Source organism: Bacillus sp. JJ1562, from assembly GCF_036962705.1.
GTDB lineage: Bacteria > Bacillota > Bacilli > Bacillales > Bacillaceae_L > Ferdinandcohnia.
Genome location: NZ_JBALOQ010000076.1, coordinates 1 through 20,010, shown reverse-complemented (window position 1 = coordinate 20,010; position 20,010 = coordinate 1). Strand labels below are relative to the sequence as shown.

Annotated in this window: 21 protein-coding genes; 16 read left to right on the top strand and 5 right to left on the bottom strand. The window is 34.1% G+C overall.

The genetic code is table 11. The annotated features are described in order from the left end of the window. Positions 1–295 precede the first annotated feature (295 nt). The 3 genes from V7097_RS25650 to V7097_RS25640 all read left to right on the top strand — a co-directional run bounded on the left by V7097_RS25650 (position 296) and on the right by V7097_RS25640 (position 4,789). A complete protein-coding gene (locus tag V7097_RS25650; protein ID WP_335706474.1) occupies positions 296–2,194 on the top strand; it encodes an LTA synthase family protein in 1,899 nt (632 codons plus the stop codon). Between the two features lie 104 nt (positions 2,195–2,298). After that, positions 2,299–3,492 (top strand): M14 family metallopeptidase, encoded by a 1,194-nt coding sequence (locus V7097_RS25645; RefSeq protein ID WP_335706473.1) that lies wholly within the window; start codon positions 2,299–2,301, stop codon positions 3,490–3,492. 169 nt (positions 3,493–3,661) lie between these two features. Then, a complete protein-coding gene (locus V7097_RS25640) occupies positions 3,662–4,789 on the top strand; it encodes a hypothetical protein (protein WP_335706472.1) in 1,128 nt (375 codons plus the stop codon). Between the two features lie 47 nt (positions 4,790–4,836). Here the strand turns inward: V7097_RS25640 and V7097_RS25635 are convergent, their stop codons facing one another. Beyond that, positions 4,837–5,010, bottom strand: coding sequence for a DUF2759 domain-containing protein (locus tag V7097_RS25635; RefSeq protein ID WP_335706471.1), 174 nt, complete (start codon positions 5,008–5,010; stop codon positions 4,837–4,839). A 333-nt stretch (positions 5,011–5,343) separates the two neighbouring features. On the opposite strand from V7097_RS25635, the gene V7097_RS25630 reads away from it, so the two are divergent. Both V7097_RS25630 and V7097_RS25625 read left to right on the top strand, forming a co-directional pair. Continuing rightward, positions 5,344–5,979 (top strand): MBL fold metallo-hydrolase, encoded by a 636-nt coding sequence (locus V7097_RS25630; protein ID WP_335706470.1) that lies wholly within the window; start codon positions 5,344–5,346, stop codon positions 5,977–5,979. Positions 5,980–6,198: 219 nt separating this feature from the next. Continuing rightward, positions 6,199–7,317, top strand: coding sequence for a class I SAM-dependent methyltransferase (locus V7097_RS25625; protein WP_335706469.1), 1,119 nt, complete (start codon positions 6,199–6,201; stop codon positions 7,315–7,317). A gap of 25 nt (positions 7,318–7,342) precedes the next feature. Here the strand turns inward: V7097_RS25625 and V7097_RS25620 are convergent, their stop codons facing one another. Then, complete coding sequence (locus V7097_RS25620; RefSeq protein ID WP_335706468.1) at positions 7,343–7,585, bottom strand: DUF2626 domain-containing protein; 243 nt, start codon at positions 7,583–7,585, stop codon at positions 7,343–7,345. A gap of 77 nt (positions 7,586–7,662) precedes the next feature. Further along, on the bottom strand, positions 7,663–8,355 hold the full coding sequence (locus V7097_RS25615; RefSeq protein ID WP_335706467.1) for a helix-turn-helix transcriptional regulator: 693 nt from the start codon (positions 8,353–8,355) through the stop codon (positions 7,663–7,665). Between the two features lie 348 nt (positions 8,356–8,703). On the opposite strand from V7097_RS25615, the gene comGA reads away from it, so the two are divergent. The 5 genes from comGA (at position 8,704) to V7097_RS25590 (ending at position 14,498) form a co-directional block, all read left to right on the top strand. Next, the gene (gene comGA, locus V7097_RS25610; protein ID WP_335706466.1) at positions 8,704–9,780 is read left to right on the top strand and encodes a competence type IV pilus ATPase ComGA; all 1,077 of its coding nucleotides are present in this window, start codon (positions 8,704–8,706) and stop codon (positions 9,778–9,780) included. Further along, positions 9,758–10,801 carry a competence type IV pilus assembly protein ComGB gene (gene comGB, locus V7097_RS25605; RefSeq protein ID WP_335706465.1) on the top strand — a complete coding sequence of 348 codons (1,044 nt, stop codon included), beginning with the start codon at positions 9,758–9,760 and terminating at the stop codon, positions 10,799–10,801. Before comGA ends, comGB begins: the two co-directional genes overlap by 23 nt. 563 nt (positions 10,802–11,364) lie before the next feature. After that, on the top strand, positions 11,365–11,553 hold the full coding sequence (locus tag V7097_RS25600; RefSeq protein ID WP_335706464.1) for a hypothetical protein: 189 nt from the start codon (positions 11,365–11,367) through the stop codon (positions 11,551–11,553). A gap of 775 nt (positions 11,554–12,328) precedes the next feature. Continuing rightward, the gene (locus tag V7097_RS25595) at positions 12,329–13,879 is read left to right on the top strand and encodes a recombinase family protein (RefSeq protein ID WP_335706463.1); all 1,551 of its coding nucleotides are present in this window, start codon (positions 12,329–12,331) and stop codon (positions 13,877–13,879) included. A gap of 418 nt (positions 13,880–14,297) precedes the next feature. Next, positions 14,298–14,498 carry a hypothetical protein gene (locus V7097_RS25590; protein ID WP_335706462.1) on the top strand — a complete coding sequence of 67 codons (201 nt, stop codon included), beginning with the start codon at positions 14,298–14,300 and terminating at the stop codon, positions 14,496–14,498. A gap of 587 nt (positions 14,499–15,085) precedes the next feature. Here the strand turns inward: V7097_RS25590 and V7097_RS25585 are convergent. After that, the gene (locus V7097_RS25585; RefSeq protein WP_335706461.1) at positions 15,086–15,340 is read right to left on the bottom strand and encodes a hypothetical protein; all 255 of its coding nucleotides are present in this window, start codon (positions 15,338–15,340) and stop codon (positions 15,086–15,088) included. Between the two features lie 373 nt (positions 15,341–15,713). Here V7097_RS25585 and V7097_RS25580 point away from each other — a divergent pair, with 373 nt between their 5' ends. Together V7097_RS25580 and V7097_RS25575 are read left to right on the top strand one after the other, a co-directional pair. Beyond that, complete coding sequence (locus V7097_RS25580; protein WP_335706460.1) at positions 15,714–16,232, top strand: NAD-dependent epimerase/dehydratase family protein; 519 nt, start codon at positions 15,714–15,716, stop codon at positions 16,230–16,232. A gap of 191 nt (positions 16,233–16,423) precedes the next feature. Next, on the top strand, positions 16,424–16,639 hold the full coding sequence (locus V7097_RS25575; protein ID WP_335706459.1) for a hypothetical protein: 216 nt from the start codon (positions 16,424–16,426) through the stop codon (positions 16,637–16,639). Between the two features lie 192 nt (positions 16,640–16,831). Here V7097_RS25575 and V7097_RS25570 read toward each other — a convergent pair whose 3' ends face one another. Then, on the bottom strand, positions 16,832–17,284 hold the full coding sequence (locus V7097_RS25570; RefSeq protein WP_335706458.1) for an AraC family transcriptional regulator: 453 nt from the start codon (positions 17,282–17,284) through the stop codon (positions 16,832–16,834). Positions 17,285–17,568: 284 nt separating this feature from the next. Between V7097_RS25570 and V7097_RS25565 the strand changes: the two genes are divergently transcribed. The 4 genes from V7097_RS25565 to V7097_RS25550 all read left to right on the top strand — a co-directional run bounded on the left by V7097_RS25565 (position 17,569) and on the right by V7097_RS25550 (position 19,849). After that, a complete protein-coding gene (locus V7097_RS25565) occupies positions 17,569–18,078 on the top strand; it encodes a MepB family protein (RefSeq protein ID WP_335706457.1) in 510 nt (169 codons plus the stop codon). Positions 18,079–18,373: 295 nt separating this feature from the next. Then, positions 18,374–18,553 carry a hypothetical protein gene (locus tag V7097_RS25560; protein WP_335706456.1) on the top strand — a complete coding sequence of 60 codons (180 nt, stop codon included), beginning with the start codon at positions 18,374–18,376 and terminating at the stop codon, positions 18,551–18,553. Positions 18,554–18,671: 118 nt separating this feature from the next. Continuing rightward, complete coding sequence (locus V7097_RS25555; RefSeq protein ID WP_335706455.1) at positions 18,672–19,409, top strand: class I SAM-dependent methyltransferase; 738 nt, start codon at positions 18,672–18,674, stop codon at positions 19,407–19,409. 209 nt (positions 19,410–19,618) lie between these two features. Next, on the top strand, positions 19,619–19,849 hold the full coding sequence (locus tag V7097_RS25550) for a hypothetical protein (RefSeq protein ID WP_335706454.1): 231 nt from the start codon (positions 19,619–19,621) through the stop codon (positions 19,847–19,849). Positions 19,850–20,010 lie beyond the last annotated feature (161 nt).

Sequence of the window (20,010 nt, the reverse complement as noted above, 5' to 3'; positions counted from 1 at the left end):
AAAAGTACTAGAAAAAAGAGATTTCACAATGAAATCTCTTTTTTTACATTTGTGTTAGAAAATTTAAAAGATTATTACTTTTAATTACTATGAAACTTTCTAGTCAACTAATCGTCTTATAAGTATATACATAATGTACATTAATAATATTCTATAAAATTAGGTTGTTTTGATGATTGATTTTTAGTGAAAAACATATTAAGATTATGATTAGATTTTTTGAAAATACCTAAAAATGGAATTTAAAGACATTGTTATTAATTTCTCTGCGTCTAGAAAACAGGGAGGTATTTTGATGATTAGATCATCAACATTATCCAAATCAAAATTCATCTTTTTAGCTGCTTTCATGCTTTGGATAAAAACATATATCATCTATAAAACTAGCTTTGATATTAAAATAGAAAACTTGATGCAAGAGTTTATTTTACTCATTAATCCATTAAGTTTCTTATTGCTGTTCTTTGGTATTTCCTTTTTTATTAAGAAAAAACATCGAAATAAATTTATTATATTTGCTAGTTTTATATCTTCGTTTGTATTATTTGCCAATGTTGTATTTTACAGGTTCTTCAACGACTTTTTAACACTTCCAGTTCTCTTCCAAACAAGTAATATGGGGGATTTAGGAACAAGTATTACAGGGAATTTGAAGTTTACAGACCCACTATTGTTCATCGATGTGGTTATCCTGATTCTCATTAACAAATATAAACCAAGCTTTACTTTAGTTGAAGAAATTACGAAGAAGGAAAGAAGATCCTATTTTATCTTAGTTGTTGCCGTGTTCTTTTTTAATCTTGGATTAGCTGAAGCGCAGCGACCGCAGTTATTAACAAGAACATTTGACCGTGAAATGTTAGTAAAGAACATTGGAACATACAACTATCAAATTTATGATATCGTCCTTCAATCGAAGTCTTCCGCACAACGGGCTTTAGCTGATAGCAGTTCATTTATCGATATTGAAAACTACCTAAAAGCAAACCAAAAGGACCCAAGCGAAAAATTTGGTATTGCTCAAGGTAAAAATGTTGTTGTTATTTCAATGGAATCCCTTCAAAACTTTGTCATTAATGAAACCATTGATGGGGAAGAAATTACTCCATTCTTGAATGATCTAATAAATGAAAGTTATTACTTTGACAATTTTTATCATCAAACAGGTCAAGGAAAAACATCAGATTCTGAGTTTTTATTAGAAAATTCATTGTATCCACTTGGACGTGGTGCTGTATTCTTTACACATGCTACCAATGAATATACAGCAACACCTGAATTTATTAAGGACTATGGTTATTTTTCATCGGTGTTCCATGCGAATAATAAAACCTTTTGGAACCGGGAGATCATGTATGATTCTTTAGGATATGACAAATTCTTTGATGTTGAAAGCTATGATGTAACAGAAGAAAACTCAATCGGCTGGGGCTTAAAGGATAAAGAATTCTTTGATCAGTCCATAGACCTTATAAAATCTCAGCCACAGCCTTATTATTCGAAATTTATTACATTAACAAACCATTTCCCATTTGAACTTGAAGAAGAGGATCGAATGGTAAATGAATTTGATTCAAATTCAAGAACTTTGAACCGTTACTTCCCAACTGTTCGCTATATGGATGAGGCCATAAAAAACTTTTTCGAGAGACTAAAAGAAGAGGGCATGTATGAAAATACAATCTTTGTCCTATACGGGGATCATTATGGAATTTCGGAAAACCATAATAAAGCAATGGCACAGTTTTTAGGTAAAGAAGAAATTACACCATTTGATTCAATCCAATTACAAAAGGTACCTTTAATCATTCACATCCCTGGTGTGACAGATAAAAATCCAGAAATGATTTCTACTGTAGCTGGACAGATTGATTTAAAACCTACAATCTTGAGTCTTCTAGGTATGGATATACAAAACGATGTCCATTTCGGGAGTGATTTATTTTCAAAAGAAAAATTCCCGTTTGTTGTTTTTCGAGACGGTAGCTTCATTACGGAAAACGTTGTATTTACGAAAAATGCCTGTTTTGACAAAGCAACGGGTGAGGAGACTGATATCAGCCTCTGTGAGCCATTCATGGAAAAAGCAGGATTTGAATTGGATTACTCTGATGAAATTGTGTATGGGGACCTTCTCCGCTTTTATAATGGAACGTCCTATCGTGAGCCAGTACCAAATGATTTTGCAGAATAAAAAATCGAAGCCTTGGCCTAATAAGGGTCAAGGCTTTTCCTATGACATGAAGTACATCCCTATCCTCATAAACTTATAGGAGAAAGGAACAAGGAGGTTTTTTGGTGAAGGTAAAAGTCCGACCAGGTGACACGCTTTGGTATTATAGTCAATTGTTTGCAATCCCTACACATTTACTCATTGACTCCAATTTACATATAAATAGTAACCAAATGCAGGTTGGAGCAATCGTGAATATACCAGGTTTTATTATAAAACAACATACAGTTGTTTCTGGTGATACATTATGGAAGTTAGCAAAATCGCGTTCACTTATGGCTGATGCCTTATTTTTAATCAATCCAGGGATTGAAGCAGAAAATCTACAAGTCGGTAAAACGATTCAAATTCCGGAGAGAGTCGTGAAGCCGGTCGTTAATGGAGAACGAAGCTATGATTTTGAAGACATGATGAAGGATATTCATGAATTACAATCGATTTATCCGTTTCTTCAAACACGTTCGATTGGAAAAAGTGTATTAGGAAAAGAACTACTTGAGTTACGATTGGGTAGAGGCACAAAAAGAGTTCATTGGAACGGATCTTTTCATGCGAATGAATGGATAACTACGAATGTGATTATGACCTTTTTAAATGAGTATTTGCTTGCACTAACCAATATGGCGCCAATTCGTGGGTTTTATGTTGAGCCGCTCTATTTAGAAGCATTTCTATCGATTGTCCCAATGGTAAATCCAGATGGAGTCGATTTAGTCCTTCATGGGCCTCCTGAACAGGAACCATATAAACAGGAAGTTGTCAAAATTAACAATGGAAGTCTTGATTTTAAAGACTGGAAAGCGAATATTCGAGGTGTCGACTTGAATAACCAATTTCCGGCCAACTGGGAAATTGAAAAGAAACGGAAAGAACCTAAGGCACCTGCACCACGAGACTTTCCCGGAGATGCTCCGTTAACTGAGCCTGAGGTCATTGCGATTGAAAAATTAACAAGGTCCTCCAATTTTTCACGTGTATTAGCCTTCCATACACAAGGAGAGGTTATTTATTGGGGATATGAAGACCTTGAGCCACTTGAATCAGAAACATTGGTTAAGGAATTTTCCGGGGTTACGGGATATGAGCCAGTCAGGTTTGTTGATAGCCATGCAGGCTTCAAAGATTGGTTTATTCAAGAATGGCGACGCCCAGGGTTTACGTTTGAATTAGGAGAAGGGGTAAATCCATTGCCGCTTTCTCAATTTGAAGAAATTTATCAGGAAACTCTTGGAGCCTTTTTGGCTTCGTTGTATATGTAAAAGCTTTGTATGAAAAAGCCGTGATTTCTTCGGCTTTTTTTCTTGCTTTGAAACTTTTTACCATGCATAATCGTATTATCTATTAAGGGAAACAATAGTAAGTAAAAGACTCACTGTTGTATGATTGGGCAGTGAATTTTATTTTTATAAAGAGGTGAATATCGAGTTGGTGAGAAAATGGATATACTTTTTCATGTTTCTTTTTCTACTGGCTGGCTGTAGTTCTCATCAACCGTTAGATATAAGTGATGCGCCAAAAAGTAGTAATAAGAATGTATCAAAGGGCCCTGTGCCAACTGAATTTTTGGGTGAGGTCCAGCAATTACACCCACTTGACCTTCAAGGGGAAGATTTTAATATTGTGGGCGATTGGTACGATGATGAAAGCATTCTTTATGTGACTGATGAAAACGGAACTTCTAAAATTTACAGGTACCATCTGTTTACAGGTGAAAAGGAGTTGTTCCTGAAAACCTCAGCTCCTGTGTTGACCATGAAGGCAAATGAAGACCACTCTATGTTTCTATTACATACATCAGACTCTCAAAATCAAGTGAAGTTAACCGCTGTCGACAAAACAGGCACTGTACAATACGAGTGGGAAGTGAATTCCTTTGATTTGTTTTATAGCTGGAATCCGTATAATACAAATCAGGTATTTGTGACTTCGTTTTTAGAAGACTGGTCATTTCAAACTCATCTGCTTGATGTCCATACTCAGAAGTCAACAAAATATGAAGTATTCCAACCGTTTATTCAATGGATTAATTCAAACACAATTTCATATTTAAAATGGGATCAAAATGAGCTTGATTTCTTTGCACCACTTTATTCGTATCATTTAGATACTAAAACAGAAGGACTTTTATTTGAGAACATCATTTCTTTTGTTTCCTATAAGGATTTACTAGTAACGTATGAATTAATTCTAGGCGAGGATTCAATTGCGAAGGTTGGCTTTTACGATCCTGAAAAAAATAAACAGCTGCATGAATATAAAATGCCACTTTTAAGTGACTATTCAAAGTGGTACATCCCATCGGCAGATTATGTTGCTGGGCAAAAGAAATTTTATTCGTTTAAGCCGTATTCTACGGGTGCATTTGATACGTATGGAGAAAAATTCGAGTTTGTTTCCTATGATATGAGCACAGGGAAGGAAGAGGTTATCCTTGAAAAAATAGACGATCAACCACTAAATTTTTCTCCTAATGGCTTCTTATGTTTATATGGATTCCAATTCGAAAAAATGATTGATCTAAAGACAAAAACTGTAGAGGATCTCGTACTATTTTAAACCGAATTAAAAAAGCCATCGGATCGATGGCTTTAAAGCTTTTCATATTAGTGAGCTACTGGGAATCCATTTTTCCAGATTGTCATGATTGTGAACCAGCCTAATACTAAAAAGATTCCTGTTGAAAATGCTAAGGCTAAAAGGTTTTTATCGCGTAAAGAACGAATAATACCGAATACAGATAAAATTACGATTAATGAAAAGATAATCATTAGACCCATGTGACTTACCCCCTTGCTATAATCAATGTTTCATTTAAAAGCGCGCCTTTACTTTTAAATATTCATTACTATTTTCCCCATAGCATGAAAATTTACAACATCACCATAAGGCAAAATGTTGCATCAAAAGGCGTAAAACCCTTTATGTATTGAAATAGATAGATTCAATTTATATTCTAATCGTTTTATTCGGTTTTGTCGAGGACGAAAAAGTGACACTTTCAAGACAATTATCTTTTTTAGAAATAGCTCAATACCAATTGGTAAAGCGCTTTTTCGATTTCGTCTGTTAGTGTAAAATAAATAGTAGATTAAAGTAACGGAGTGATACTGATGAAATGGCAAAGGATTCCGCTAGGACCCTTACAAACAAATGCATACATACTTGCAAATTCGAATAAGGAATGTGTCGTTCTTGATCCAGGTGGAGATGGTCAAAAGTTAAATATTATATTAAGACAGCAGGGGTTAACACCAATTGCTATTCTTTTAACACATGCTCATTTTGATCATATTGGTGCCATAGATGAAGTTCTCGCCCAATGGAATGTTCCCGTGTTTATCCATGAGAAAGAGAAAAATTGGCTGAAGGATCCTGCATTAAATGGTTCCGCATATTTTATTCCTGGGCAAGAAATCCTGTCAAAAGTAGATCCAACCATACTTCAGAAAGAAGGTGAATTTTCTGTTGGTGATTTTTCACTTAACCTTTTTTACACACCGGGACACTCTCCAGGAAGTGTATCATACTATTGTAAGGAGCTTGGAGTTGTTTTTTCAGGAGATGCCCTGTTCCAAGGAAGCATCGGTAGAACAGATCTATCTGGTGGGAACCATGAGCAATTACTAGATAGCATTCATAAAAAACTACTCACATTACCAGAAGAAACAATCGTCCTATCTGGACACGGCCCAGAAACAACCATCGAAGCCGAAATGGATTCAAATCCTTTCCTTAATGGATTTTAATGCTTGATTACATCAGAAAAGGCCTAACTCAGGAAGAGTCAGACCTTTTCTTGGGGATGTTTTAGCACTAAGAATATCTTCCTAATGCTGTTTAAAAAATTTGGCATACGCCAAAACTTATATATCCGTATAATGGGAGGGATATTGTAAGCTACTAAACTTACAATATAATATTATAAACACTGTGTCAATGGTGAATACTAGCAAAAGGTGAGCCATATGCAACGTATACTAAAAGAGATTATTCAATCATCTCCAAACAACGGAATTACATATGAACAGTACATGAATACCGTCCTTTATCACGAAGAAAAAGGCTATTACATGAGAGACATAGAAAAGGTAGGGAAAAAAGGAGATTTCATCACAACCAGCAATATCTCCAATGTCTTCGGCAAGCTTTTTGCATCCATTTTTCATAAACTTATTACGCTTGAAAAAATTTCTCCGTTAATCTGTGAAATTGGTGGAGGAAATGGGAGATTTGCAAAATCAGTTCTGGACGAATTAAAGAACTCCTACAAAGACACATATGAGAAAATCACATATATCATGATTGAAACCAGTCCATATCATCAGCGCTTGCAGCAAGAGCTACTCCCGATCGGTGAAAAGGTAATTCAGTGTCGAAGTATTGAAGAGGCTAAAAAGATTTTTCCAGTATTTCATGGAATTCTTTTTTCGAATGAATTGTTTGATGCATTTCCAGTAAGGGTGATCGAGAAACAAAAAGAAAATATACTTGAAGTGAAAATCACGCTGACTAGGAACGAACAGCTTTGCGAAATTCTTGAGCCGCTTACTGATGAGCGTGTTATACACTATTTAAACATTAATAAGATAGAGCTCGCTAATGGACAAAGATTTGAGGTTCCACTTCAAATGCTTTCTTATCTTGAGGAGTTAAATAGCTTTCTTGGAAATGCTGTTGTTTTTACCGTAGATTACGGATATACAAAAGAGGAATGGATGGAACCTGCAAGAAGGAAGGGAAGCCTTCGTGGCTATTACAACCATCATTTAATCAACAATCCGCTTGAAAATCCAGGTGATATGGACCTTACTACACATATTCATTTTGATACACTTATTTCAAATGGTACAAAGCTTGGACTTGAGTTTGTGAAGAAATGGAGACAAGATGGGTTTCTAATAGAAGCAGGGATTCTGACATTTTTACAGGAGAATTTTGATTCCAATCCTTTTTCAGAAAAAAGTAAACAAAATCGTGCGATCCGTTCTCTTATTATGGATGGTGGAATGAGTGCTGCTTTTCATGTCCTAATCCAGCAAAAAAATGTAAAACTAAATTGGGATTCTATATTCCAAAGTAAATAAAAAAGCGATGTTTCCATCGCTTTTTTTAGTGACCTCCACCCATTGGCATCATAAATGTGGTGTAGTAAGAGAAGGCACAGAAGAAAACAGTTAAATATGCACCAAACACGTAAATATACATTCTTTCAGACAACTTTAAATAGCTTAAAAGGACGAAAAATCCGGTTTGTGCAAAGAAAATTAGTGCTAGAATATCCATACCACCAATGTAGAACATTACAGAAAAGATACCTGTCCAAAAACCTAAAACTCGGTACATACGTTCCATATGTATATTTCCCTCCCTTGTAAATGATAGACACTCACTTTTATTATTATAATGTAACGGTTACATAAAAGTAAACATTACTTTGCGACAAATGCGTGATAACTGCAAGAATCACATCCAAGAATGATGTTTTCTGACTCTTCTAGCACCACATCGTCAAATAGTAAATCAAACATACCTCTTAAAAAGGCATGATGCATCCCACAAACTGCTTCAAAATTTTCTTGTGCAATTTCTTTAAAAGGACAATTGTTGATCTTTAAAAAGATTTTTGTCTTATCCTTATTATGGTCTAAATCTGGATAAAAACCCGCAACCGTAGATGCCTTTTTTAATATATCTAGCTTTTGATCAAAGGTAAGTTCATGAATAGAAACAGGAATTTGATGATTAACTAATTCTTCACCAAATCGTCTACCTGTTAGTTCAAGTGCTTTTTTACCTACATCACCAAGTGTCGCCATCGTTTCAATTGCAATTTTTGAAAGCAACTGATAATCGCGAAACGGAAAATTAATTTGAATATGATCGTTTGAAAGTCGATATAGACGACTTGGTCTGCCACCCTTTCCAGTTTTTTTAGCTTCAGAAACAAGCATATTTACATCTTCAAGCTTCGTTAAATGAAGTCTCGCTACATTGGGATGAATTTCAAATTCTTCGGCAATTTCTAGCACAGTGACATCTTCATTTTGTTGAATAATATATTGATAAATATAATAACGTGTTGGATCTGCTAAAACGTTCGTTATTTTCAGTGTTTGTTCCACCGTCATCACTCCTTGTGACCCATAATGTTACTCTCATTATAGTACAGGTAAATACCATCAATAAGTGATTTATATCACTTGTAGGTAAAAGTTCACAAAACAATAATGATTTTTGCAACATGATTAGCATACTTTTCATGCCACCTACATATAATGTATTGATTCCTCCTAATGATAGATAAAAATCTTAATCGCTTTTGAAAAATGCAACCCTAATGGCAGGGGTTGTATTTTTTATTGTTCAATTATTGTTCACAAATAATTTTTTAAAAAAAGAAGGAGTTTGTAGATTTTTGTTGAAATATGATACCTGCAAGAGAAAAAATAAATTAAAAAGGAGTGAATTATTTGAGCGAAATCGAACAGCTCGGTGATCAATTGATCGAGGACGCTTGGTCAATGAGTGCATCTGATATTCATTTTGTTCCTAAAATCAATGATGCCATGATTCAATACCGGCTCGATAGTGATTTGTTTAATAAGCAAACGATCCCAAAGGATGTTTGCGAACGCTTGATTTCCCATTATAAATTCCTAGCTGGAATGGATATTGGAGAAAGGAGAAGACCGCAAAACGGTGCGATTACCCTGAATCTCAAAGGGATAACCATTAACCTTCGATTGTCTACACTGCCCACACCTTACAACGAAAGTCTAGTCATACGTATCCTACCTGAAACACCAACTTATTCTCTTGCTAATCTATCGCTTTTTCCAAATATGACAACTAAATTGCTATCACTTTTAAAGCATTCACACGGACTTATCATATTCACTGGTCCAACAGGCTCAGGTAAGTCTACTACCCTCTATTCCTTACTTCACGCAACGAAGAAGCTTTTCAACCGTAATATTATTACATTAGAAGACCCAATTGAAAAAAGAAGCGAAGATGTACTACAGGTTCAGGTGAATGAAAAAGCAGGTATCACTTATGCACATGGTTTGAAGGCAATTTTGCGCCATGACCCTGATATTATTATGGTGGGCGAAATAAGGGATACAGAAACCGCGAAAATTGCGGTACGTGCAGCACTCACCGGTCATTTGGTGCTTTCAACAATGCATACTCGAGACACAAAGGGTGCGATTTATCGGCTTTTAGAATTTGATGTATCCTTGCAGGAAATTGAACAAACATTAATCGCAATTGCAGCTCAACGGCTTGTTGACCTCAAATGTTCGTATTGTGAAGGAAAATGTACACCGCTTTGTAAGAAGTATCGAAAGGTAAGAAGAGTAGGGGTGTACGAGCTATTAAATGGTCATGCCTTAACAGAAGTGATGAAGGAAGCAAGGGGTGACAAAGCTGAATATCGCTATGAAAAATTAAAGGATGTCATCAAAAAAGGGATTGCCCTTGGATACTTATATCCGGATGCGTTGGAAAGATGGGTCGTCAATGATGACATGGAAAAGAAATAAGAATTGGACTATAAAGGAGCAATCCTTATACCTAAGTAGAATCGGGGACTTGCTTGACCAGGGTTATTCTTTTGAACAGGCTTCACAATTCTTGCTCTTTCAGCTTCCAAAAAAGCATAGTCAAGACATTGAAGCGATTATTGAAAGTTGTAAACAAGGTGATTCTTTATACACAGCCTTTAGCAAAGTTGGTTTTCATAAAGATATCTTAGGATATATCTATTTTGCCGAGCAACATGGTGATATCTCATTTGCTCTTCTCGAAGGAAGTGCAATGCTACAAAAAAAGCTCAACCAACTCGAAAAAGGAAAGAAACTCATTCGCTATCCCTTAGCTCTTTTGTTATTTGTTGGTTTTATGTTTACGATGATTGAAAAAATCCTATTACCTCAATTTGAAAGTTTATTTACCTCCATGAGTTATGAACAAACGTTGATTTCTAAGTTTTTATTAAGGCTCCCAGAATTAAATCGATATATGCTCCTCATAATCGGTTTACTATTATTAATTGGCCTCGCGTACTATTTTCTTCATTTTCAACAGCGAACCCCCGTTGAAAAAATGAAGCTACTTTTAAAAATTCCCATATTGAAAAAGGTAATGATTATGTTTAATTCCCATTTCTTTTCTGTTCAGCTCAGTAACTTGTTAAAAGGCGGGTTATCAATTTTTCAAGCCTTAACAATGTTTGAACAGCAGCTTCACTCGCCGTTTTTTCGAGAAGAAGCAAAGGAAATGAAAATGTTATTGCGAGCGGGTAACCGTTTCGACGAAATCCTGAGAGTACGAGAATATTACGAGGCAGATTTAGCGATGATCATTTTACATGGTCAATCAAACGGAAATTTAGCGAGCGAGCTCCAGCACTATAGCCAATATGTTATGGAAAAAGTCGAGGAAAAAGTGACAAGATTATTAGCAATCGTACAACCTATTCTTTTTGCAATCATTGGAATCATCATCATGCTAATGTACGGAGCAATCATGGTTCCAATGTTTCAGCTATTAAACGGAATATAGAAAGGAAGATTTAAATGAATCTGAAGAATCAAAAGGGATTTACCCTTGTGGAAATAAATATGATGAAGAACCTATGCTATTAATATTCAACAAAAAACCTGTTCTAAAAATTCATCTTGTTAATCCTCCCTATTTTATAGCGGAAGGCGCACTGACTTTTGAATTATGAACAAACAAAGATCTTCAGTACGAAATTCGGAAAAAAATCAAGATATCCTGACTTAGTTCATTTAAATAACAAAACGCACAGTTTATTAGTGAAATTATATAAAATAGTAGGATGGCTAAAACTTTTGCGAAAAAAAGTTTATTTTGTCTAACTTTGTACTTGTATTTATTTTTTTATTGTGATAATTTAAATTTATTCAAAGTAACTTTCAATCAATTTAGCGATTTAAATTTGAAGTAAACAATTTAATAATAAATGCTACGCAGGAAGCACCTGGGGCAAAAAAGATTATAGATTAGATTAATTCTAATTTATTGAATCTTATTTGTTCCAGGTGCTTTTTCGTTTACCGCTAATGATTGATTCTAATTAACAATCTAACAGGAGTGATGTTATGGACAAGCACCAACTGCCAATTTGCCAAGATACTTTACGAAAACGGCAAGCAATTCCAATAAAATTAGCTCAGTTATCTTATACGAAACCAGAAATTGCTCTTTCCTTTTTGAGATTATGGGGGGAGAAAAAGAAACCTATTTCCCCTCTTTACGAGGAAATTTTAGAACATTTTGAGAAAGAATAACTTATGGACTAGCATTCATAAATGCAGGAATAACATGTTTATAGATTGCTATTGTTATCAAGAAAGATTAAAAAAAGAGAAACAGCGTTATACTTTACTGAATTTCTAATGATAAAGAGGAAAGACATTCACTACAAGGTGAAATAGAAGAGCTTCGAAAATATGTATCAAATCAAAGCTGGTTAAAAATCTGAGAGTTTAAGGATGTTGTCAATGTTTCTAAATTAGTTTAAAAAGGGTTTAATAACCTATTAAATCAAGTTGAGAAAGGAACAGTTGTTGTGGTTTTAACAATAAGGTCTACCTATCAATATTGAATCCAGTTGGATGAGAGTACTTGAATGCAATTTTACGTGATAGTCAGTCGAAAATTGCATCACCTAATTCTGGCATTACAGATTTTTCTGAAGAAGATCAGGAATTGAAGAATACATCAAGAATCTTATTGTAGAAATTCAGAAAGAATTGATTTCGAGAAGAATTTTGGAAGGGTTACATCAATGCATGGGGGTGGGGAAAGCCCCCTATGTGTTTATACATTTATTCATGATGCTAAAAATGTATGAAATTGATGAAGGCTTAGCCTGGGTTTTACCAGCTATTGATAAAATGTACCTCGTAGGAATGCTATTGGAGATAAACTAAACTACGTATAACAATAAAAAAATAAGTAGAATGTAATCCCTATCAACATTAACCTGAATAAAGTAGAGGGTTTAGCAAATATTGAAAACTGTAATAATGGATAAAAATAATGTAAAGAGGAGGTTTGAAGTTGAGTGAAATAATGAAAGTAATTTTGAGAGTAATTATATATATCCGCGTCTCAACAAAGCTACAAGAAACAAAATACTCTCTATCTGCACAGAAAGAAGAGTTGACTAAATATGCTGAAGACCAAGGTTGGAATATTGTAGCAACATATAGAGACATTGAAAGTGGGGGGAAATTAGAGAAGAAGGGAATGGACCAACTACTGAATGATGTTGAGGATGGAAAAACTGATATAGTTTTGGTGGTGGATCAGGACAGACTCTCAAGATTAGATGTTGCAGAATGGGAATATCTAAAATCAATCTTACGAGATAATAAAGTGAAAATTGCAGAACCTGGGAATATGGTTGATTTAGAAAATGAAGATGATGAATTTATTTCTGATATCAAAAACTTAATTGCAAGGAGAGAAAAGAGAGCAATTGTTAGAAGAATGATGAGGGGAAAACGTCAACGAATGAGAGATGGTAAAGGTTGGGGAATTCCTCCACTTGGTTATTCATTTAATCATGGTAATAAAGAATATGAAATTGATGAAGAATGGGCTTGGGTGATACCAGCTATTGATAAGATGTACCTTGAGGAAAACTTAGGGATGAAGGCTATTGCTGACAAATTGAATGAAATATCTAAGACCCCATCAGGGAATTACTGGAATGAAACATTGGTACAGAGAAGACTTATATCAAAAGCATTTCATGGTGTCATGGAAAAGAATTTTTCTAATGGTGAAACGATTTCTATACCCGATATCTATCCAAAGCTAAGGTCAGAGGAAACATGGGAGAAAATTCAGAAAGAAAGAGCTAAGCGAAGAAAGGTATTTAAAGCTGATCAAAGGCAGAATGAAAATATACATATGTTAAGAAAAACGTATATTAAATGCGGGATGTGTAACCGGAAAATCAATGTTGCGAACCACGGAACTAAAACAACTCCAAAATATTACTTAAAGCATGGGAGAAAGTTAAGGTTAAAAGATAGATCGGTATGTGATATAACAATAAATACTATTAGAATCGATAATAATATAATCCATGCGGTAAAAGAAATTCTAATGAGTGAGGAGATGGCTAAGAAATACATTAGTATTGACATTGATGAAGAAGAAATCTCAAATTTAAAGTCTCAACTTAAGAAAAGCCAAAAAGTGATATCTCAAATGGAAGAAAAACTAGACAGACTTTTAGACCTTTATTTAAATAATCAATTTTCAAAAGAAAAATTAGCAGTTAAGGAGAAAGAAATAAAAAGCCAATTAGAGAATCAGAAAAAATTATATTATCAACAAAGATCAAAGCTTGAAGCACTTGAAAAACAGGAATGGAATTATGAACTGCTATATCAATATTTAGAGGTAGCGGAATCAATGGAATATGAACTAACACCAAATGAACGTGTTCAAATGATTGGAGAATTGTTTCCCGAAGCAATATTGTATGAAGATAGAATTGTACTTATTGCTCAACTTCATGTGGGCTTTCCTTTTGAAATAGAGGTTAAAATTGATAAAGACCCATACTTGTGGCACTATACGAAAGAGCTGAGTTAGATAAATCATAATAATTGGGTGATTTTAATAAAAAACTATTTGGAGTAGATTTTTGGAAATACAAAACAATTAATTGGGGAAGTAGTTTCTTTTATTCTTTAATAGGATAATCCTTGACACGAACATGCAACTTTAATAGTTGCGTGTTTTTTATTGTGAAACGAATATCACTGGCTAGGCCAGTGGTTCCAAAAAGCTTATCCAAAGACGTACATATTGCCTCATACTTAAAAGGAATTAGAACATATTACGCCGTGATAAAAAGATTTAGGTAAAGGAAGTCCTGTAGCGTTAATTAAAGGAATATGATGATTAACAGAAAAATTCTAACTATAATAAGGGCTGAAAAATAAACAGTATATATGGTTTGAAAAGGGAAATAATTATAGTATCTAAAATAAAAAAGGTGTTTACAATTATGGATCTGAATAAGTTTAAATACTATATGAATTTGTTAGGGCTAACTTTTTTGGTAGCTATTACATATCTACATATCTTTGCTAGCTTTACAAATCAAGTAACCCTTGTAGGTGCAGGATCATTTACCTTTAGTTGGATAATAACTTTCCTCTACAATGATGTCTTTTGGGAATATATTAATAAGTGGATGGGGAAATAATATTTTCATTTTATGCTTATGAATACTCAATGCCACTTTATTGATGATTTAAACTTGAATTGCAATTTATTTGAGAGCATAAGTGTTATAAATATTACAAAATTGCTGTTTAGCATTCATATGCTCGCTTAAGTTTTATTGGTGGTAATTAGCGATTATATAATGATATATTAGTTTATCCATTTGATTAAATACTAAACAAGAGTACCAATATAGCCTGAACCGACAATCTGGTTCAGGCTTATTTATATTATTTTCTCGCTTTTCTACCATCTAATGCAATGCTAATGAATAATATAGTACACAGTAACAAAAATCCTAATTAATTCCCAACGTTGTAAATCTGACGATAACAAAGGAATAGAAGGACACGTAAGGAATAGCCTAGGAACATTATTAAGGTAACACTATAGCCCACTAGGAAGGACACAAAGAAGGATTAATAATAGAGGGACATCCCATTAACCACTATAGGAAAAGAACTCATTTTTAGCCCTAGAAGGTGATAAAAGGGTGGACTGGTATAAGCCTGGTTGCCGTCTGCTGTCTAAATTATATGTAAGGTTGGACAACCCTTGCTATCATCATCATCGCACTACCTTATTAGACTGCTTAACCTTGAATAACACCCTATAAGTCTTTACTTCATTTTCACGAACTACTAAATGTGTTAAATAACGTGCAGTAGAAGGATTCATAGCATTATCAAATATGATTATATCTTCCTTAGCACTTCTAAGTGTACCTAACATCTCATTTACATATTCCTTGTCTTTGTCCTCATATTCAGCGTTTCGCAGTACCTCCTGGGTAAAACAATTAACGAACTCTAAACGGAACATTAAAACCACTCTCCTAATTTTGTAATCACTTACATTCCCATTATACTGAGAGCTAATAACGGATTCTGTATAAAACATCACTTTTACTCACATTTATCACACTCAAGTAACGGTAGCGATAGAGCAAGAAGGATTATCGCTTATTTTTGTTGAAGTTATTAAACGAAATTTCAGTTTAGTTAAAAAGGAAATCTTTATGCTTAATCTAATAAACTTTAAAATAGGAAAACTAAAAGGAACATAAAAAATGTTTAAACAAGAGTAAGATAAACATTTTTGTGGATGAGTGCTTGTAAAATAACTTTAGATATTATATTTTTCCTAGTTATTGTCTGTTTATGATAAAAAGTGATTAGCTAAAGGGGGAATTACAATGGAAAAGGTCCTTATACTTGGGGCAAGCGGTCTTGTAGGAAGAGCTTTAATTGATGAATTTAAAGATGAATTTGACATATATGGAACATATTCTTCTTCATTGACGAGTCTTTCCGATGGTAAGCAGTTCCAATTGGAAGTTCAACATATCGACAAGATGAGGCAACTTATACGTTCAATTAAACCTGACGTAGTGATTTCTTGCCTAAGAGGAAATTTTGATCACCAGTTCCAGTTTCATAAAGAATTGGCAATGGAATTAAGGAATAGTAGTAGTCGTTTGTATTTCTTTTCTATTGGAAATAGTGAAGTACCCTTGACTTTAGAAGAAGGTAATGTGAAATCTTCGCATAGTCAAGTTTATCCCATCTTTTTCTCTAAAAATATTGAGAATACTTATGAGATTTTAAAAGAAAAAAGTGTAATTGTTAGCGAACTACAAAATGACGGTATGAATAAATTTTTTGACTTATATGATTTTGATGGTAACAAGTTGCAGGTTTGTTATTGGGAGTAGAGTTTGTGAAAAGATGTACTTACACTAACGGGTGCGTTGATCCAAGAAGGATTAATGCACTTTTTTGTTGAAGTTATTAAACTAAAGGGGCAGGATTATTAAATAAGAATCCCATAATAGTTCTAGTATAAAAATAATGAGTATATAAAAATTACTTTGCCTTTTAGATTATTTAGATGGGAGAATAAATGTTGGATAAAATTAAAGAATTACCTGAAAAGGTGGCATTTGCAATTGGCTTAACTTTATTATTAGTTAGTGGAACATTGTTATTCTTGATATCACTTTTGTTCCATATTGGTAATTGGGCTACGTGGATTGTTGGTGGTATTATATGGTTTATAGCTTCCTTATTTATAGCAAGTGCGGCTGATAAAAGACATTCACGCCTTGATAAGAAAAAGTAACTCTTTTTTCTTTGTGCTTATTGCATTAACGGGTGCGTTAATCCAAGAAGGATTACGCACCTTTTTGTTGAATTTATTGAACTACCGGGGCAGGTTAATGAAAGAAGAACAAGAAGTTATTCTACTGATAAGCTACTTGTTCCCCTCCTTTTATTTGGTTTTTAGCAAAAGATACAGTATTAAACAAGCAATCTATAAAGTAATTACAGGTACACATATTTCGCAATAATGGTTGTTAACCATTTCATAAGTGTACCTTTCCATAATAGGTTTGTTATCAATTTGATACCCGTTATTTTGTAAAGTAGGAAAAATTTCAGCATATGCTTTTTGAATATCTTCTGCTGTGTGTTTGACCTTGAAAATAAGGTATTTTCCACCAGAAAGTTCCCTTTCACAAATCGAATCATCCGTTTGATAATCCTGTGAGATCACTATACAAGCATCAAATCTACAATTTTCAGGAAGTGTTGTCTCGGGGTTATCTTGCGGTATTGCAAATATGATTGCAGATTTAAAAAGATTTCTTTCCTTAGCCCACTTTTTTAACCTCTCCATTACTTCCATATTTGCAGAACCATACGGACCAACTCGACGCACATAAGCAATGCGATAGTTTGGAATTCTTTCGACATAAAATTTCATAGTTTCTCCCTCCCTTTCTTCATTTATATTTGTTTGTTACATTACGAAATGTAACACGCTTTAAAAATATATACATTAAATTTTTATGATATTTTTTAAAATAATATTGTTCCTTCTTCTTCAACTAAAAGGTAGCCATACTTCAAGAAGGTAGTATGGCTATTTTTATTGAGGTAAAGGGCAGGATAGTTCAATTACTTTATTTGGGCATTGTGTTAAAGTTAGGATAATCTTGATTTGAGAGATATTGGATCTAGTAGTATAAAAAATAAGGGGTAAAAGTAGTGAATGAATTTTATAAGGCGTTAACATATGTAAATAAAATTTTTTATGAGCCAAATCACTTCATTATAAAAGCTATCCGAGAAGAAGTTCAAAATTCAGATTATGGGGCGGGTATATTTCAGCTAAATTCGAAATCGGTTAGATTTAGAGTCGCAAAGAAAACACCTACTAAGATAGGACAGTTTGTTGCTTTTTGGGAAAAAGATAGGAATCATAAAAACCAAGCCTTTTCATATGAAAAGGCTACTGATTTATTGGTTATCAATACCTTTACTAGTGAAAATAATTTTGGACAATTCGTTTTTCCAAAAGAAGTTCTTGTAAAACAAAATATCCTTAAAACAGCGACTACAAAAGGAAAAATGGCAATTAGAGTTTACCCTAGATGGGAAAAACCAACTAGCAAACAGGCTATCGAAACACAAAAGTGGCAATTAAAATATTTTGTTGAGGTGAATAAATCAAATCATTTACCATTACAAGAACTATTAAAGCTATATTTTAACTAAAATTGGATAGAACTAAGCTGGCTAATAGTTTGTGAAAAATTATTCTTAAACTATCGGGTGCGTTGATCCAAGAACGATCAATGCATCTTTTTGTTTAAATTATTGTACTAACGGGCAGAAGAGTTGAATAAGATTATCAATTGATGTTCTGTTTCTTTTGTTATTAAACTCAGAAATTTAAAATTATAGTTTTAGTTATTGTGTTATTAATTGGTTAAAATGATTGTACTAAAGGGCATTTAACTAATAATACGTGTTAAGATTTAAACAAAGTATAAATCAAGGGGTGTTAAATATGTCTAAAGGTGTCATTGCCATAGTAGCCATAGTTTCCTTTGTAATATGGATTGCGGTTTCCCGAGAAGCTGTAAAACCTTCAAAAGAGATAAATTGGCGAAAAATGATAATCTTACTGTCTGCGGGAACTTTATCGGCATTAGTTATAATCATTTCGCTTTTTCAAAGCCTGTTTTAGTTCCGTTAACGGGTGCGATGCTTCAATAACGATGGTCGCTCTTTCTTATTGAAGTAACGGAGCAGGTTACTTGAAGAAGAGGGAAATTATTTAATAAATTGAATAGGGGTTAAGTTTGATGGCTGATGAAATATTTGAGAACCCAAGATTGGCTTATATATACGACCCATTTGATCCTGACCGTTTTGATTTAGATGCTTACGAGTCTATGGTTAATGAGTTTGGGGTAAGTTCTGTACTCGACATTGGTTGTGGAACAGGAACTTTTGCTTGTCGTCTAGCATCCAAAGGTATAGAGGTTATTGGACTAGAGCCAGCAGAAGCGTCATTAAATGTGGCTAAAACAAAACATTCGTCTGATTGTGTTAAATGGATTCACGGTACTGCACTTGACCTTCCACCATTGCAGGTTGACCTTGTAACGATGACTGCTAATGTTGCCCAGGTTTTTCTGAGAGATGAAGAGTGGAAAGAGACACTTCTTGCAATTCGTAGTGTATTACGTCCAGGTGGAGTATTGGTGTTTGAGACACGGAAGCCTGAGTCACAGGCGTGGCTAGAATGGAACAGGGAGAACACATACCAAAGGGTCGATGTACCCAAATGCGGTATTGTCGAGGGATGGGTAGATGTTATTGATGTTCAAGACTCCTTGGTTTCTTTTAGATGGACCTATATTTTCAAGAACGATGGTGAAATTATCACGTCCGACTCCACGTTGCGGTTTAGGAGTCTTAAGGAAATTATCCAATCTCTTAAAGATGTAGGACTATCCGTGGAAGATGTAAGAGAAGCTCCTGACCGTCCAGGACGAGAGTACGTTTTTATTGTACGTCGCCCGGCTGATGTATGTTGAAAGAAAAAAAGTCAATTGTTGTACATAAAGCGATGAGTTGCTGGTGAGTCTTCAATGGTGGGAATTTTATCGAAAGGAAGATTGTGAAACATTGTACCTAAAGTAAAGGGTGCGATGCTTCAATAACGAAGGTCGCTCTTTATTAGGGAGGATAATTGAATAAAGAAGATTGAAAGAAAAATAATTCACAAAAAAGGGAGTTATAAAAGGTGGACTTATTACTCTGGATAACTATTGGTTTCATAATAATCGGATTTGTTGTTCTCACTTCTATGAAAAAAGGTATGGAAAGTAAGCTCGCTTTTATAACAGCAAATATGGAAGACGAGGAAAGTTCAAAAAAAGCTAAATCCATAATTTGGTGGATAGTGAGTACCACAGCTTGGGGAATAGTTAGTATGATTCTTATTGTTTGGTGGTTTCATAATCACTTTGGATAACTGTTGGTTTCAAATGTACTTAAACAAAACCAGCTAATAGTTTGTCAACATTTTTCAATAAAAAAATAAAATCATACATGATATACTAAAAAAGCGCATGACAAATAACCTTCCGTTACGTTCCTTTTGGAAGGTTTTGGTCTAATTAGTTTAATTTTCAC